At 72.6% G+C, this 13,870-nt stretch carries 13 protein-coding genes; 3 read left to right on the top strand and 10 right to left on the bottom strand.

Translation table 11 applies throughout. From position 1 onward, the window contains the following. Positions 1 to 15: 15 nt before the first annotated feature. The 4 genes from ACFPL3_RS04025 to ACFPL3_RS04010 form a co-directional block, all read right to left on the bottom strand. Positions 16 to 1,797, bottom strand: coding sequence for a 3-hydroxyacyl-CoA dehydrogenase family protein (locus ACFPL3_RS04025; RefSeq protein WP_343942363.1), 1,782 nt, complete (start codon positions 1,795 to 1,797; stop codon positions 16 to 18). Between the two features lie 75 nt (positions 1,798 to 1,872). Continuing rightward, positions 1,873 to 3,348, bottom strand: coding sequence for an aldehyde dehydrogenase family protein (locus ACFPL3_RS04020; protein WP_343942364.1), 1,476 nt, complete (start codon positions 3,346 to 3,348; stop codon positions 1,873 to 1,875). A 92-nt stretch (positions 3,349 to 3,440) separates the two neighbouring features. Then, on the bottom strand, positions 3,441 to 4,100 hold the full coding sequence (gene nucS, locus ACFPL3_RS04015; protein ID WP_343942365.1) for an endonuclease NucS: 660 nt from the start codon (positions 4,098 to 4,100) through the stop codon (positions 3,441 to 3,443). Between the two features lie 178 nt (positions 4,101 to 4,278). Beyond that, on the bottom strand, positions 4,279 to 5,256 hold the full coding sequence (locus ACFPL3_RS04010; protein WP_343942366.1) for a helix-turn-helix transcriptional regulator: 978 nt from the start codon (positions 5,254 to 5,256) through the stop codon (positions 4,279 to 4,281). Positions 5,257 to 5,341: 85 nt separating this feature from the next. Here ACFPL3_RS04010 and ACFPL3_RS04005 point away from each other — a divergent pair, with 85 nt between their 5' ends. After that, complete coding sequence (locus ACFPL3_RS04005) at positions 5,342 to 5,830, top strand: NUDIX domain-containing protein (RefSeq protein ID WP_379588388.1); 489 nt, start codon at positions 5,342 to 5,344, stop codon at positions 5,828 to 5,830. 7 nt (positions 5,831 to 5,837) lie between these two features. On the opposite strand, the gene ACFPL3_RS04000 is transcribed toward ACFPL3_RS04005, so the two are convergent. The 3 genes from ACFPL3_RS04000 to ACFPL3_RS03990 form a co-directional block, all read right to left on the bottom strand. Continuing rightward, positions 5,838 to 7,490 carry a hypothetical protein gene (locus ACFPL3_RS04000; RefSeq protein ID WP_343942368.1) on the bottom strand — a complete coding sequence of 551 codons (1,653 nt, stop codon included), beginning with the start codon at positions 7,488 to 7,490 and terminating at the stop codon, positions 5,838 to 5,840. Between the two features lie 116 nt (positions 7,491 to 7,606). Continuing rightward, entirely contained in the window at positions 7,607 to 8,848 is a 1,242-nt protein-coding gene (locus ACFPL3_RS03995) for a cytochrome P450 family protein (RefSeq protein WP_343942369.1), read from the bottom strand. Positions 8,849 to 8,880: 32 nt separating this feature from the next. Beyond that, the gene (locus ACFPL3_RS03990) at positions 8,881 to 9,588 is read right to left on the bottom strand and encodes a TetR/AcrR family transcriptional regulator (RefSeq protein ID WP_343942370.1); all 708 of its coding nucleotides are present in this window, start codon (positions 9,586 to 9,588) and stop codon (positions 8,881 to 8,883) included. Between the two features lie 116 nt (positions 9,589 to 9,704). Here ACFPL3_RS03990 and ACFPL3_RS03985 point away from each other — a divergent pair, with 116 nt between their 5' ends. Together ACFPL3_RS03985 and ehuB are read left to right on the top strand one after the other, a co-directional pair. Continuing rightward, positions 9,705 to 10,478 carry an enoyl-CoA hydratase-related protein gene (locus ACFPL3_RS03985; protein ID WP_343942371.1) on the top strand — a complete coding sequence of 258 codons (774 nt, stop codon included), beginning with the start codon at positions 9,705 to 9,707 and terminating at the stop codon, positions 10,476 to 10,478. Positions 10,479 to 10,522: 44 nt separating this feature from the next. Further along, entirely contained in the window at positions 10,523 to 11,377 is an 855-nt protein-coding gene (gene ehuB / locus ACFPL3_RS03980; RefSeq protein ID WP_343942372.1) for an ectoine/hydroxyectoine ABC transporter substrate-binding protein EhuB, read from the top strand. A gap of 360 nt (positions 11,378 to 11,737) precedes the next feature. On the opposite strand, the gene ehuA is transcribed toward ehuB, so the two are convergent. From ehuA to ehuC, 3 genes are read right to left on the bottom strand one after another with little or no spacing between them, the layout of a single operon-like run. Further along, a complete protein-coding gene (gene ehuA, locus ACFPL3_RS03975; protein ID WP_343942401.1) occupies positions 11,738 to 12,499 on the bottom strand; it encodes an ectoine/hydroxyectoine ABC transporter ATP-binding protein EhuA in 762 nt (253 codons plus the stop codon). Between the two features lie 16 nt (positions 12,500 to 12,515). After that, positions 12,516 to 13,169: an ectoine/hydroxyectoine ABC transporter permease subunit EhuD gene (gene ehuD, locus ACFPL3_RS03970; protein WP_379588376.1), complete on the bottom strand. Its 654-nt coding sequence runs from the start codon at positions 13,167 to 13,169 to the stop codon at positions 12,516 to 12,518. Then, entirely contained in the window at positions 13,169 to 13,870 is a 702-nt protein-coding gene (ehuC, locus tag ACFPL3_RS03965) for an ectoine/hydroxyectoine ABC transporter permease subunit EhuC (protein WP_343942373.1), read from the bottom strand. The genes ehuD and ehuC overlap by 1 nt, the downstream gene beginning before the upstream one ends.

Here is a 13,870-nt window from a genome sequence, read left to right as displayed (position 1 = left end):
GGCGGGAACGAGCCACTACCGCGAGTTGTAGTCCCGGAACCCGTGGCCGGTCTTGCGGCCCAGCCTGCCCGCCGTGACCAGGTGCTCCAGCAGCGGCGCCGGGGCGAACCCGGAGAGCCGGAACTCCTGGTAGAGGGTGCGCTCGATGGCCAGCGAGACGTCCAGGCCCACCACGTCGAGCAGCTCGAACGGCCCCATCGGGAGCGCGCAGCCGGTCTTCATCGCGGCGTCGATGTCGTCGGCCGTGGCGTAGTGCGCCTCCAGCATCTTGACCGCGTCGTTGAGGTACGGGAAGAGCAGCGCGTTGACGATGAACCCGGCCCGGTCCCCGCAGGAGACGGGCACCTTGCCGAGGCGCTCGCAGAGCGCGATCCCGGTGGCGATGACGTCGGCGCCGGTCGTGATCGTGGAGACCACCTCGACGAGCTTCATCACGGGCGCCGGGTTGAAGAAGTGCAGGCCCACCACGTCCTGCTGGCGCGAGGTGGCCGCGGCGCACTCGACGACGGGCAGCGACGACGTGGTGGTGGCGAGGATCACGCCCGGCTTGCAGATCTCGTCGAGCGCGGCGAACACGGCGCGCTTGACGTCGAGCTCCTCGGCCACGGCCTCGACCACGAGGTCGACGTCGGCGAGGTCCTCCAGGCGCGTGGTGGGGGTGATGCGGCCGAGAGCCGCGTCGCGCTCGGCCTCCTCGAGCTTGCCGCGCACCACGGCCTTGTCCAGCGACTTGCGGATGGTCGCGATCGCCCCGTCGGCCTTCGACGCGGTGCGCCCGCGCACGACCACGTCGAAGCCCGCCTTGGCGAAGACCTCGACGATGCCTGACGCCATGGTGCCGGTGCCGACCACGCCGACCCGCTGCACCTCGCGCACCTGCGCGTCGGCCGGGATCTTCGAGGCCGGGGTGAGCGCGTCGGGCACCACCTCGGAGCTGTGCGGCTTGGCGTAGGTGTAGAAGCCGCGCCCGGTCTTGCGCCCGAGCAGGCCCGCGGTGGTCATCTGCTTCAGGATCGGTGCCGGCGCGTGCAGCGGGTTGCGCGACTGCCGGTACATCGTGTCGAGGATCTCGTAGGACGTGTCCAGCCCGATGAGGTCGAGCAGGGCGAGCGGGCCCATCGGGTAGCCGCAGCCGTAGCGCATCGCGGCGTCGAGGTCCTCGCGGGTGGCGTAGCGCTCCTCGTACATCCGCGCGGCGTGGTTGAGGTAGCCGAAGAGCAGCGCGTTGGCGATGAACCCGGCCCGGTCGCCGATCACGACGGGCACCTTGTCGAGCGAAGCCGCGAACGCGCGGGCGTCCTCGATGACGTCCGGCTCGGTGACGACCGTGCGGACGAGCTCCACGAGCTTCTGCACCGGCGCCGGGTTGAAGAAGTGCATCCCGACGACCTTGCCGGGGCGGCCGGTGCGCACGGCCAGCTCCGTGACCGACAGCGAGGAGGTGTTGGACGCGAGGATCGTGTCGGGGCGGCACACGCGGTCGAGCTCGGCGAGCACCTGGGTCTTGAGGTCCAGGTGCTCGGGCACCGCCTCCACCACGAGGTCGGCGTCGGCGAGGTCGGCGAGCGACGTGGTGGTGGTGACCCGGCCGATCAGCTCGTCGGCGGCCTCCTGGGTGAGCTTGCCGCGGCCCACCGCCCGCGCGGTGGACGTCTGCAGGTGCACCCGGCCGCGTTCCACGGCCTCGGCGTCGACCTCGGCGGCGAGCACGTGCAGCCCGTTGCGGGCGAACACCTCGACGATGCCCGCTCCCATCGTGCCCAGGCCGACGACACCGACCGTCCGGAACTCCCGCACGCCAACCTCCGCTTCGAGCGACGAACCGCCGCGATCCTCCCACCCGGCCCCGGATCCGGCTGCCCAGTGTGACCGCTACCTCCCGTGGCGTGCCCGCACGAGCCCGACAACGGCCTTCATGGTTCCCGCGCTGCGGGAGAAGCTCGTGACGGGCACGGGCAGCGGGAAGCGCCTGCGGGCCACCGCCTGCGGGCGGGCGAACTCGCGCAGCCCCTCCTCGCCGTGGATGCGCCCGAACCCGGAGTCGCCCACTCCCCCGAACGGGAGGCCGGGGATGCCGGCGAACGAGATCACCCCGTTGACGGCCACCATCCCGCACCGCAGCCGCGCGGCGATCTCCTCGCCGGCGGCCCGGGAGAAGACGGCAGCGCCGAGGCCGTAGGCGGTGGCGTTGGCGCGGCGCACCGCCTCGTCGACGTCCGGTACCCGGTTCACCACGAGCAGCGGGCCGAACGTCTCCTCGGTGACCGCGCAGCTGTCCTCCGGCACGTCGACGATCACGATCGGCTCCACGAACGGCGGCTGCACCGACTCCGGACCGCCCACCACCGCGCGCCCGCCACGCGCCAGCGCGTCCTCGACGTGGCGGCGCACGACGTCGACCTGCCCCGCCATCGTCATCGGCCCGTACGCTCCGCCGGACCCGGCCCGCAGCCCACGGGACTTCGCCACGACCTTGGCGATGAACTCCTCGGCCACCGCGTCGAGCACGTAGACCCGCTCCACCCCGGCGCACGTCTGCCCGGCGTTCGACATCCCGCCCCACACGGCCGCGTCGGCCGCGGCGTCGAGGTCCGCGTCGGCGTCGACGATCATCGGGTCCTTGCCGCCACACTCGACGAGCACCGGGACGAGGTTCTCCGCGCATGCGGCCATCACGCGCTTGCCGGTGGCCGTCGAGCCGGTGAAGGCGATCTTGCCGATGCCGGGGGCGCGGCAGAGCGCAGCACCCGTGTCGCCGAACCCGGTGACGACCTGCAGCACCGGCCGCCCGTCCACGATCTCGGTGAACGTGTCGGCGAGCGCGACGCCGACACCCGGGGTGAGCTCGCTGGGCTTGAACACCACGGCGTTGCCCGCGGCCAGCGCGTAGGCGATCGAGCCCATCGGTGTGAAGACCGGGTAGTTCCAGGGCCCGATCACGCCGATCACGCCGTAGGGCCGGTAGGTGACGCTGGCCGCCTGGTTGCCCATCAGCAGGCCGGGCGCCACCTTCCGGCGGCCGAGCACCTTCTCCGCGTGCGTGGTGGCCCAGTCGAGGTGGTCGATCGCGAGGACGAGCTCGAGGCGCGCGTCGTCGAGCGGCTTGCCGGTCTCCTCCACCACGACGGCGGCGAGATCCTCGAGCTTGCGCACCAGCGCCGTGCGCCACGACGTGAGCAGGTCGCGGCGCTCGGCGGCGTCGAGCCCGCCCCACCACTCGGCGCCCGAGGCGGCGCGGGCCACCGCCGCGCGCACCGCTGCCTCGTCGTGCACCGGGTGTGTGCCCACGACGTCGCCGGTGCGCGGGTCGAGGGACTCGAAGGTCACCGGCGCTTCGGTGGCGGTCATCAACCAAGGGTAGGGCGCGCGCCCCCCTCGTACGAACGGCACCTTCGTACCGCTCTATCGGACGAGGGTGCCGCTCGTACGGTGGGTGGGGCTCAGAACAGCAGCAGGTCGTCGCGCTGCATACCCCGCAGCGCGTCGTAGTCCACCGTGACGCAGCGGATGCCGCGGTCCTCGGCCAGCGTCCGGGCCTGCGGCTTGATCTGCTGCGCCGCGAACACCCCCGCCACGGGAGCCAGCAACGGGTCCCGGTTCATGAGCTCCAGGTAGCGGGTGAGCTGCTCGACGCCGTCGATCTCCCCGCGCCGCTTCACCTCCACAGCCACCGAGCCGCCGTCGGCGTCGCGGCAGAGCAGGTCCACCGGGCCGATCGCCGTCATGTACTCGCGACGCACGAGCGTGTAGCCCTCGCCGAGGGTCGCCGGGTGCGCGGCGAGCAGCTCCTGCAGGTGCGCCTCGACCCCGTCCTTGACCAGCCCCGGGTCGACGCCCAGCTCGTGCTTCGAGTCGTGCAGCACCTCGTCGATCGTGATCACGAGCGACTCGTCGGCCTTGTTGCGCACCGTCCACACGCCGGGCTGCTCCTCGAGCCAGCACGGTGGGCTCATCCAGTTCAGCGGCTTGTAGGCCCGGTCGTCGGCGTGCACGCTGACCGAACCGTCGGCCTTCACCAGCAGCAACCGCGGCGCCATGGGCAGGTGGGCGGTGAGCCGCCCGACGTAGTCGACCTGGCACCGAGCGATGACGAGACGCACGGGGTGGAGCGTAGGGCAGGCCCCCGAGCCCGGTGCCCCGGCGCGCGCCGGCGAGCCCCGACGCCGGCCCCCACGCCGGCGCGGACGCCAGCAAGGTGGCTTTGCTGGCCGATTACGCCAGTAAAGCCACCTTGCTGGCATTCGGCGCCGGCATTCGGGGCCGGCATTCGGGGCGCCCTCAGCGGCGGGGCGCGTTCCTTGCTGCCAGCGCCTCGCCCGCGGCGGCCAGGGCCGTCCGCAGCTCGTCCGGCTCGAGCGCTTCGACCTCGCCGCCCAGCGCGGTGAGCTGGCCCGCGGCGACGTCGATGCTCTCGACCTCCAGTTCGAGCTCGCGCCAGCCCTCGGCGTCCGGCGGCGCGGCCTGGGCGATCGCCTTGAGCGCCGCGTCGTGGTCGGCGGCGTGCGGGAGGATCTTGAGCCCGCGCGGGCCGACCCGCAGCCGCACGGTGGCGTGCAGCATCTGGCTCTCGAACCGCCCGGCCGCCGCCTCCCACCACTCGGCGAGGTCGAAGCCGTAGGGCCGGTCGAATCGCTCGCCGGTCGGCTCGGCGGCCGTGATGCGGTCGACGCGGTACGTGCGGGTCGTCGATCCGTCGACCCCCGCGGCCAGATACCAGGTGCCCGCCTTGAGCACGAGCCCCAGCGGGTCGATCGTGCGCTCCACCTCGTCCTGCCTGCGCCGGTAGCGGATCCGCAGCCTGCACTGCTCCCAGACGGCCTCTGCGACCGCCGCCAGCTGCGTCACCTGCTGCGGGGTGTGGAACCAGCCGGGCGCGTCCAGGTGGAACCGCTCCGCCACGGCCCGGGCGTGGTCCTGCAGCTGCGCGGGCAACGTCGCGAGCAGCTTGGCCTGCGCGCCGGCCAGCGCGGCGCTCATCCCGAGCTCGGCGAGCACCTGCGGGGCGCCGACGGCGAAGATCGCCGCCGCTTCGCGGGCGGTCAGCCCGTCGAGGCGGGTGCGCCAGCCGTCGAGCAGCCGGATCCCGCCGCCGCGGCCGGGTTCGGTCCACAGCGGCACGCCCGCGGCCGACAGCGCCGCCACGTCGCGGTAGATCGTGCGCTCGGACACCTCCAGCTCACGGGCGAGCTCGGCCGCGGTCGCCCCCCGGAGGCGCTGGAGGGTGAACAGCAGGGTGACGAGCCGGGACGCGCGCACCCCGGGATCGTGCCCGATCCGGGCGCGGGGCACCGTAGGAGGCGTGCGCAGGATCAGCAGTCGGCAGGTGTACGCCAACAACTGGATGACCGTCCGCGAGGACACCGTGCGGCGCGCGGACGGGAGCGAGGGGATCTACGGGGTCGTCGACAAGCCGACGGCGGCGATCATCATCCCGCGGGACGGGGACCGCCTGCACCTGGTGGAACAGTTCCGCTACCCCGTGGAGCAGCGGCGCTGGGAGTTCCCGATGGGCACCGCCCCGGACCGCGCAGAGGTCGACCCCGCCGAGCTGGCGGCCCGCGAGCTGGCCGAGGAGACCGGGCTCGTGGCGGGGCACATGGAGTTCCTCGGCGACCTCGACCTCGCCCCGGGCACGTCCAGCCAGCGCGAGCACGTCTTCCTCGCCACCGACCTGCGCGAGGGCCCGGTGAGCCGTGAGGAGAGCGAGCAGGACATGCAGGCCCGCTGGTTCACCGTCGCGGAGTTCGAGGCGATGGTGCGGGGGTCCGAGGTGGTCGACGCGCAGACGCTCGCCGCGTACCTGCTGTTGCTGCTGCACGAACGCCGGTGACGCCGGCTCAGCCTGCCGTCACCGTGACGCAAAGCTCGCCGCCGCCCCGCTGGACGGTGATGGGCTCGTTGACCGAGTCGTCCGGCCCGAACTCCTCCCGGTCCTGCAGGACGTAGTAGGTGCCCGGGCGGAGCCGGATCGGGCTCGACGGCTTGCCCGCGGCGCCGGGGCAGGAGTCGCTGCCCGCGACGTAGGACCGGGGGCAGCCGGGGCAGGCCGGCAGGGTGATCTCCTGCGCGGTGGGGCCCGCGACGAGCACGCGCACCTCGGTGGCCGCGGCGTTGTAGAGCACCACCGGCTCGCTCGCGGGCGCGCCGAGCGGCGCCGGGAGGGGCAGCGCCACCCCGGCGGCCCGCCCCACCTCCGCCGTGATCACGGCAGAGCGGGCCTGCGGCACGTCCGGGTCGTTCGGGTAGTCGACCATCAACGTCTGGAAGCGGTCGGTGGCGCCGGTGTAGTCGCCCGAGCCGAAGTTGGCCAGCGCGCACCCCGACAGCGAGCGGGCGCGGTCGCCGTTGGCCACCGCGGCGACGCCTGCGGACTCGGGAAGCGTGATGGCGTAGTCGAGCACCGGGAGCGCGTCGCAGAACCGCCCTTCGGCGAACGCCGAGTTGGCCTCGGTGAACGTGTCGAGCACGGCCTGGGGCACGCCGGCGGCGGACGTGGTGTCGGCGAGGTCGCGTCCCACCAGGAGCAGGTCGTCCATCGCGGCGCGCATCGCGTCGACCCTGGCCTGGCCGGCGGCCGCGGCCATCGCGGTGCGCGACGCCGTGGCGCGCTCGACGTGCGTGGCGGCGAGGTCCTCGCGCACCTGGGCGGCAGCGGGCTCGGTGCCGAGCTCCCCGAGCAGTTCGCCGTACCGGGCGATGGCGCCGTCCAGGTCGCCCGCACCGCGCAGGGCCACCGCCCACACCTGCAGGACGCGCCGCACGCCGTCGCGGGCGAACGGCTCGAGCACGCTGCCCGCGTGGTCGCGCCGGAACGTCTGGTAGGCGGCCACGGCGCCGGCGAGGGTCCCGGCCCGCTCCGCCTGCTCGGCGTCGAGGAACTGCGTGCACTCGGCCCGGCGCAGCGCCGCGGCCGGCACGTCGCGGCTCAGCGTGAGCTCGTATGGCCCGGTGACCAGCGAGAAGGAGCGGTTCGCCGCGGTGCAGTCGGCCGTGGCCTGCGCCGCGACCCCGGTGGCGTAGGTGGCGCGGGCCGCCTCCGCGTAGCCGATGTGGCCGCCGACCACCACGAGCAGGGCGACGATCCCGAGGGCGGCCGGGCGCAGGCGCGCGGCCGACGTGGCCGGCCGCGGACGCAGGCGGGCCACCGCCCAGGCGTCGAGCGCGGTGGCCGCCACCCACGAGGCGAAGAGGATCCGCCACAGCCACGGTGTACCGGAGGCGTCGTTGGTGAACGCGACCGCGATCATCGCGGCGACGATGACGAGGCACGCGGTGGCCCGCAGCCAGCAGCGCAGGTGGAGGTACCCGAGCCCGAGCCCGGTGAGGTTGAGCAGCACGGCCGCCACCACCGACCGTCCGGGCTCGGCGGGCTTCTCGGCGGGCTTCTCGGCGGGTTCTGCCGCCCGCGGCTCCTCGGCCCCCTGCGCTTCGGCCCCCTCGATGATCGTGGCCTCGTCGCGTTCGGCATCGCCGGTGCCGTCGCCGCCCATCGCCCCTCACCCCTCTCCGACCCCCTGAACGGAGAGAGTTGACCAAGCCGGGCCCGGGATCAATCCCCGGATCCCGATTCGGACCGACGGACGGCGACGGCACCCAGCCCGTGGGGCTACCGCAGCCGCACCGGGAGCCGGGCGAGACGCCGCATCCCCGGAACGTGCACCCACTCCGGCTCCACCGAGGCGAGCGCGAGCCGCGGGTACCGCTCGACGAGCGCCCGCAGCGCCAGCTCGCCCTCCTGCCGGGCCAGTGCCGCGCCGAGGCAGTAGTGGAACCCGTGGCCGAACCCGACGTGGCCCTCCCCGCGGCCGGCCGGGCGCCGCGTGACGTCGAGCCGGTCGGCGTCCTGGTACTCGCGCGGGTCGTGGTTGGAGGACACGATCACCGGCTGTACGACCTCTCCACGGCGGATCGTCACGCCACCGAGCTCCACGTCCTCGGCGGCGTAGCGCATGCGGGCGATCTGCACGGGCCCGCAGAACCGCATGAGCTCGTGGATGGCCCCGGGCCACAGAGCCGGGTCGGCGCGCAGGAGTTCGAGCTGGTCGGGATGGGTGAGCAGCGCGCGCGTGGCGTTGCCGATGAGGTGCGCCGTGGTCTCGTGACCCGCGATGACGAGCGTGATGATCATCGTCACGAGCTCGTCGGCGCTGAGGCGGTCGCCGTCCTCCTCCTGCACGTGCACGAGGGCCGTGAGCAGGTCGTCGGCGGGCTCCGCTCGACGGCGGGCGATCTGCTCGAGGACGTGGTCGACCATCTCGCGGGTGGCCGTGGCCACCGCGCCCGGCTGCATCCGCATGAGCGCGGTGCTCCACCGGTGCCAGGCGGGCCGGTCCTCCTCGGCCACGCCCACAAGCTCGCAGATCACCGTGATCGGCAGCGGGTAGGCGTACTCGGCGACGAGGTCGACGGGTTCCGGGAGCTCGCCCATGCGGTCGAGCAGGCCCGTGGTGATCTCCTCGACGCGCGGGCGCAGCGCCGCGACCCGGCGCACGGTGAACGCGCGGGACACGAGCTTGCGCAGCCGCGTGTGGTCCTCGCCGTCGTAGTCGAGGATGGAGTCGGCGAGGTAGTGCGCGAGGTCGGCCGGCACGCCGATCTGCTCGATGAGTTTGTCCCGCACGCTGTCGACCTCGACCCCCGGCACCGAGCGGGCGCTGTTGACGAAGCGCGGGTCGGACAGGACGGTGCGCACCTCGGCCTGCCTGGTGGCGAACCACGCCGGTGTGCCGTCGGGCGCCGTGCCGCGCACCACGGGCGCCTGCTCCCGCAACCGGCCGTAGCCGGCGACCGGATCGGCGATCAGCCCCGGGTCCATGATGTTCGGCACGACGGGTGGTGTCGCGGTCATCGCTGCCTCCGTTCCGGCGCAGCCCGTCCGGATCAGCGGACGCGGCGGCGCCACTCGTGGTCGAGGTGGACGAGCAGGTCGCGGTAGCGCTGGGCGATCCCAGGCGCCACGCGCTCGAGCGCGGCCGCCGGTGGGTCCGGCACCTCGATGGCCGCGGCGATGGTGCGCTGGAGGAGGTCGGCACGGGCCTCGGCGTCCAGCTGCGGGAGCGTGTCGCTGAGGCCGTCGACAGCCAGGAATCCCGTGCTGATGGCGGCGAACGCGTAGAGCGCCGAATCGGGGTCGAGGCCGGGGCGCAGGCAGCCGCCGTCGGCCAGGAGGCGCATGTGCTCCTCGACGGCGCGCATGCGGCGCACGCTGAGCTCGCCGAGGGTGTCGGTGGCTTCGTGGGCGAGGCGGCCGAGCACCTCCGGATCCCCCAGGTAGAGCCTGCGTGCGACCGGCTCGGCCATCAGCTCCTCGTAGAGGCTGCGCATCGTGCGGCTGGGCAGCACCTCCTGCGGGTCGGCCGCCATCCGGTCGGCCATGCGCTCGACGATCTGGCGGTGCACCCGCATCAGCACGGTGAGGAACAGGGCGTCCTTGGACCGGAAGTGCAGGTAGACGGTGCCCTTGCCGATCCCGGCGTCGCGGGCGACGTCCTCGATCGTCACGCGCTGGTAGCCCCAGCGCACCAGCAGCTCGGCCGCGCTGTCGAGCACCCGCCCGACCCGCGGTTCCGGCGCGTCCGGTGCGGCCACACGCCCCCCTCAGAACTCCATGACCAGATTTGCGTTTCCAGTCATGCGGTCACAGTAGACCCGGGCCGACGCGCGGGCAACTCCCGATCGGAGGACGGGCGGGCTACCGTCGGGCCATGGGCGACTACGAGCACCTGCTGGTGAAGCAGGACGGTCCGACCGTCCGGATCACGATGAACCGACCCGAGCGGCGCAACACGCTCACCGAGGCCCACCTGCGCGAGCTGCTGGACGCCTTCGAGACCGTGGGGCGCTCCGACGCCACCGGCATCGTGCTGGCCGGCGAAGGCAAGGCCTTCTCCGCGGGCCACGACTTCGGTGACGTCGCCACCCGAGACCTCGCGGGCGTGCGCGACCTGCTGCAGCTGTGCACCAACGTGATGCGCACGATCGAGTCGGTGCCGCAGGTCGTGATCGCCCGCGTCCACGCGATCGCGACGGCCGCCGGGTGCCAGCTGGTGGCCTCCTGCGACCTGGCCGTGGCCGCGGAGTCGGCGAGCTTCGCCCTCCCGGGCGGCAAGGGCGGCTGGTTCTGCCACACCCCCGCCGTGCCCGTCGCCCGCAACATCGGGCGCAAGCGGCTGATGGAGATGGCGTTCACCGGCGACCCGATCGACGCGCGGACGGCCGCCGAGTGGGGCCTGATCAACTACGCCGTCCCGGACGACGAGCTGGACGCCCGCGTGGACGAGCTGCTCGCCCGCGCCACCCGCGGCAGCCGGTTCGGGAAGGGCGTCGGCAAGCAGACGCTGTACGCGCAGCTCGACCGCCCGGAGGCCGACGCCTACGCGATCGCGGTGGAGGTCATGGCCTCGCTGTCGCAGTCGCCGGGCGCGAAGGAGGGAATGGCGGCGTTCCTGGAGAAGCGCTCGCCGAACTGGCCGGACTGACGTCGAGCGCGCCGACCGGCCCGGCGCCGCCTACGCTGACCGCGATGATCTCCCGACGGCGGCTCCTCGCGCTCACGGCACTCGCCGGGGCGGCCGCGGGGTGCTCCCAGCCGTCGGGCACCAGCCTGGAACGGGCCCGTGCGGTCGGCGCGATCCGCATCGGGATCTCGGGAGAGCAGCCGTACTCCTACACCGCACCCGACGGGAGCGTGACGGGCGCGCAGCCGGAGGTTGCCCGCGCGGTGCTCGCGCGCATCGGGGTGCCCGGGATCGAGGCCGTGCAGGTGCCGTTCCACGACCTGGTCCCGCGCCTGCGCGACGGCCAGTTCGACCTGATCGCCGCCGGCACGACGATCACCCCCGAACGCTGCCGCGCGGTGGCGTTCACCCGCCCGGACTTCGTGGCCCCGTCCGCGTTCCTGGTGCGCCGCGGCAACCCGCACCGGATCGACTCCTTCCGCGACGTCGCCCGCACCGGCATCCGGCTCGCCGTGCTCGCAGGCGCCACCGAGATCGACTACGCCCGCGCCGCCGGCGTGCCCGACGACCGACTGGTGATCGTCGACACCCAGATGAACCTGTTCCGCCAGGTGGCCGAGGACCGGGTCCCCGCAGGCGCCCTCACCCGGATCTCGCTGCTCGACGTGCTGCGGCGCAACCCCGGCTCGGGGCTCGCGGTCACCGAGGGCGTCGAACCCCGCATCGGCGGCCGCCCCGTCGTCCCCGCCGCGGCCTTCGCCGTTCGCATCGGGGAGGACGACCTGCTGGCCGCGTTCAACCCGGCCCTCGCGGAGCTGCAGGCCTCGGGCGAGTGGCTGCGGATCACCGAACCCTTCGGCTTCGGCCCCGAGAACCTGCCGCCGCGGGACCTGACGACGGACGAACTCTGCCGGGCCTGACAGCCTGCTCGAGATCGTGCCGATCAAGGGCAGGAGGTCGCGGTTCGATCTCCGGGAGCGACCATCTGCCCTTGGTCGCCGAGCAGGAACGGGTCGAGCTCAGCCGCCGAGCCCCAACCGAGGCGTGAACGCACCGAGCCGCACACCAGTGTCGCCGCAAAAGCCGTGACGGCCTGCTCGGACCCGCTGATCGATCCGAGAAGCGCGATCCGGTCGGCACCACGACAGCTCAGTACGGCTCGACGCCCGAGGGGTGCCGATCAAGGGCAGATGGTCGTAGTTCGATCTCCGGGAGCGACCATCTGCCCTTGGTCAACAAGCCAGAGCCTTCGAGCCGCACACCAGTGTCGCCGGGTGCATCTAGTGCGAGAGCACGGCCTTCAGGAACTCCTTCGTCCGCGGGTTGTCCGGCTCGGAGAAGAGCTTGTCCGGCGGCGCGTCCTCGATCACCTGCCCGCCGTCGAACATCATCACCCGGTGCGAGAAGTCGCGGGCGAAGCCCATCTCGTGCGTGACGCAGAGGATGGTGATGTCGGTGCTCTCGCCGATGTCGCGCAGGAGGGCCAGGACGCCGGCGACCAGCTCGGGGTCGAGCGCCGAGGTCACCTCGTCGAGCAGCAGGACGTCGGGCTGCATGGCGAGCGCACGCGCGATCGCCACCCGCTGCTGCTGCCCGCCCGAGAGCCGGGACGGGTGCTCGTCGATCTTCTCGCCCAGGCCGACGAGGTCGAGCAGTTCCTTCGCCCGCGCGTTGGCCTCGTCCTTGGACAGGCCGAGGACGCGGGTGGGCGCCTCGATCAGGTTGCCGCGCACGGTCATGTTCGGGAACAGGTTGAACTGCTGGAACACCATCCCGATGCGCTTGCGCACCTCACGGGAGTGCTTCTCGTCGGCGGGGATGAGCTTGCCGCCCTTCTCCATGTGGGAGAGGTAGTCCCCCGCGACCCGGATCGTGCCTCTGGTGACGGACTCAAGGCACATCAGCAGGCGCAGGATCGTGGTCTTGCCCGACCCGGACGGCCCGATCAGCGTGACGTGCTCGCCCGGGGCCACGGTGAAGTTGAGGTCCGAGAGGACGACGTTGTCCCCGAACCGCTTCTCCACGCCGTCGAACACGATCATCGGCTCGCCGGCACCGTTAGATTGCTCCGACACGACGCTCCAATCTGCGCATCAGCAGCGACGCGGGATAGCTCAGCAGCAGGAAGAACAGGCCCGCCATGGTGTAGGGCTCGACGTAGCGGAAGTACGTGTCACCGGCCTCCTCCGCCCGCCCGACGACGTCGAGGATGCCGATCCCGACCAGCAGCGGGACCTCCTTGAACATCGAGATCACGTAGTTGCCCAGCGCCGGGATCACCCGCGGGACGGCCTGCGGCAGCACGACGCCCGTCCAGATCCGGGACGGTGGCAGCGACAGCGCCGTCGCGGCCTCCCACTGCCCGCGCGGGACGGCCTCGATGCCGGCCCGGTACACCTCAGAGGTGTAGCAGGCGTAGTGCACGCCGAGCGCGATCACGCCGACCACCAGCGCGGGCAGCACGATCCCGAGCGTCGGAAGCCCGAAGAACAGGAAGAAGATCTGCACCAGCAGCGGGGTGCTGCGGACGAACTCGACGAAACCCCGCACGATGATCGCGATAACCCGCGGCCCGCGCTGCAGCACCGCGAACACGAGACCGAGCAGCATCGCGATGATCGAGCCGAGCACCGTCGCCACGAGCGTGAGCCCGAGCCCCTGGACCAGGGCGGGCAGGATCGAGAACGCGTAGTTCCAGTCCCAGACGGCCATCAGTGGGTCCCCGCCAGCGCTCGGGCCGCGCCGCGGGACGGCCGACGGCCGAGGCGCACGGCGGTGGCCCGCTCCAGCGCCCGCATCACCGCGGTGATGACCAGTGACAAGATCAGGTAGTAGAGCAGCAACAGCAGGTAGATCTGGATGACCCAGGGGTTGAAGTTCGGGACGAGTACGTCCTGCGCCTGGCGGGTGAGCTCGTGGATGAACACGAACGACAAGATCGACGTGCTCTTGAGCAGCTGGATGAACAGGTTGTTGAACGGCGGGATCATCTCGGCCACCGCCTGCGGCAGGATCACCCGGCGCATCCGCTGGGCGGGCGAGAGGCTCAGCGCCAACGCACCCTCGTACTGCGCCCGCGGCACCGACTGCACGGCGCCGCGGACGATCTCGGCGCCGTACGCCCCGTGGTTGAGGCCCAGCACGGCCACGCCGCCCCAGATCGGGATGAACTCGAAGCCGACCAGCACCGGGAGCGCGAAGAAGATCCAGAACAGCTGCACGACCTCGGACGTGCCGCGCAGCCCTTCCACGTAGATCCGGCTGATCACCCGCACCCAGCGCCACGGCGACAGGAGGGCCAGGCCGGCCCCGAACGACAGCACGATCGTGAGCGCGATGCCCCCGATCGTCGCGATCAGAGTGTTCGGCAGGCCCTGGTTGAGGATCGATATCCAGGTGCCGAGGTTTTCCAT

It is taken from the genome of Pseudonocardia zijingensis (genome assembly GCF_042657305.1).
GTDB classification, from domain to species: Bacteria; Actinomycetota; Actinomycetes; order Mycobacteriales; family Pseudonocardiaceae; genus Pseudonocardia; species Pseudonocardia zijingensis.
The sequence above is the reverse complement of the archived record's forward strand: the minus strand, read 5'-3'. Positions and strand labels throughout refer to the sequence as shown.

Excerpts from the sequence above, each read along its gene's own strand:
- ACFPL3_RS04020 (WP_343942364.1), bottom strand. The coding sequence starts at position 3,348 with ATGACCGCCACCGAAGCGCCGGTGACCTTCGAGTCCCTCGACCCGCGC.
- ACFPL3_RS04005 (WP_379588388.1), top strand. The coding sequence starts at position 5,342 with ATGACCGTCCGCGAGGACACCGTGCGGCGCGCGGACGGGAGCGAGGGG.
- ACFPL3_RS04000 (WP_343942368.1), bottom strand. The coding sequence starts at position 7,490 with ATGGGCGGCGACGGCACCGGCGATGCCGAACGCGACGAGGCCACGATC.
- ACFPL3_RS03995 (WP_343942369.1), bottom strand. The coding sequence starts at position 8,848 with ATGACCGCGACACCACCCGTCGTGCCGAACATCATGGACCCGGGGCTG.
- ACFPL3_RS03985 (WP_343942371.1), top strand. The coding sequence starts at position 9,705 with ATGGGCGACTACGAGCACCTGCTGGTGAAGCAGGACGGTCCGACCGTC.
- ehuB (WP_343942372.1), top strand. The coding sequence starts at position 10,523 with ATGATCTCCCGACGGCGGCTCCTCGCGCTCACGGCACTCGCCGGGGCG.
- ehuA (WP_343942401.1), bottom strand. The coding sequence starts at position 12,499 with ATGATCGTGTTCGACGGCGTGGAGAAGCGGTTCGGGGACAACGTCGTC.
- ehuD (WP_379588376.1), bottom strand. The coding sequence starts at position 13,169 with ATGGCCGTCTGGGACTGGAACTACGCGTTCTCGATCCTGCCCGCCCTG.
- ehuC (WP_343942373.1), bottom strand. The coding sequence starts at position 13,870 with ATGGAAAACCTCGGCACCTGGATATCGATCCTCAACCAGGGCCTGCCG.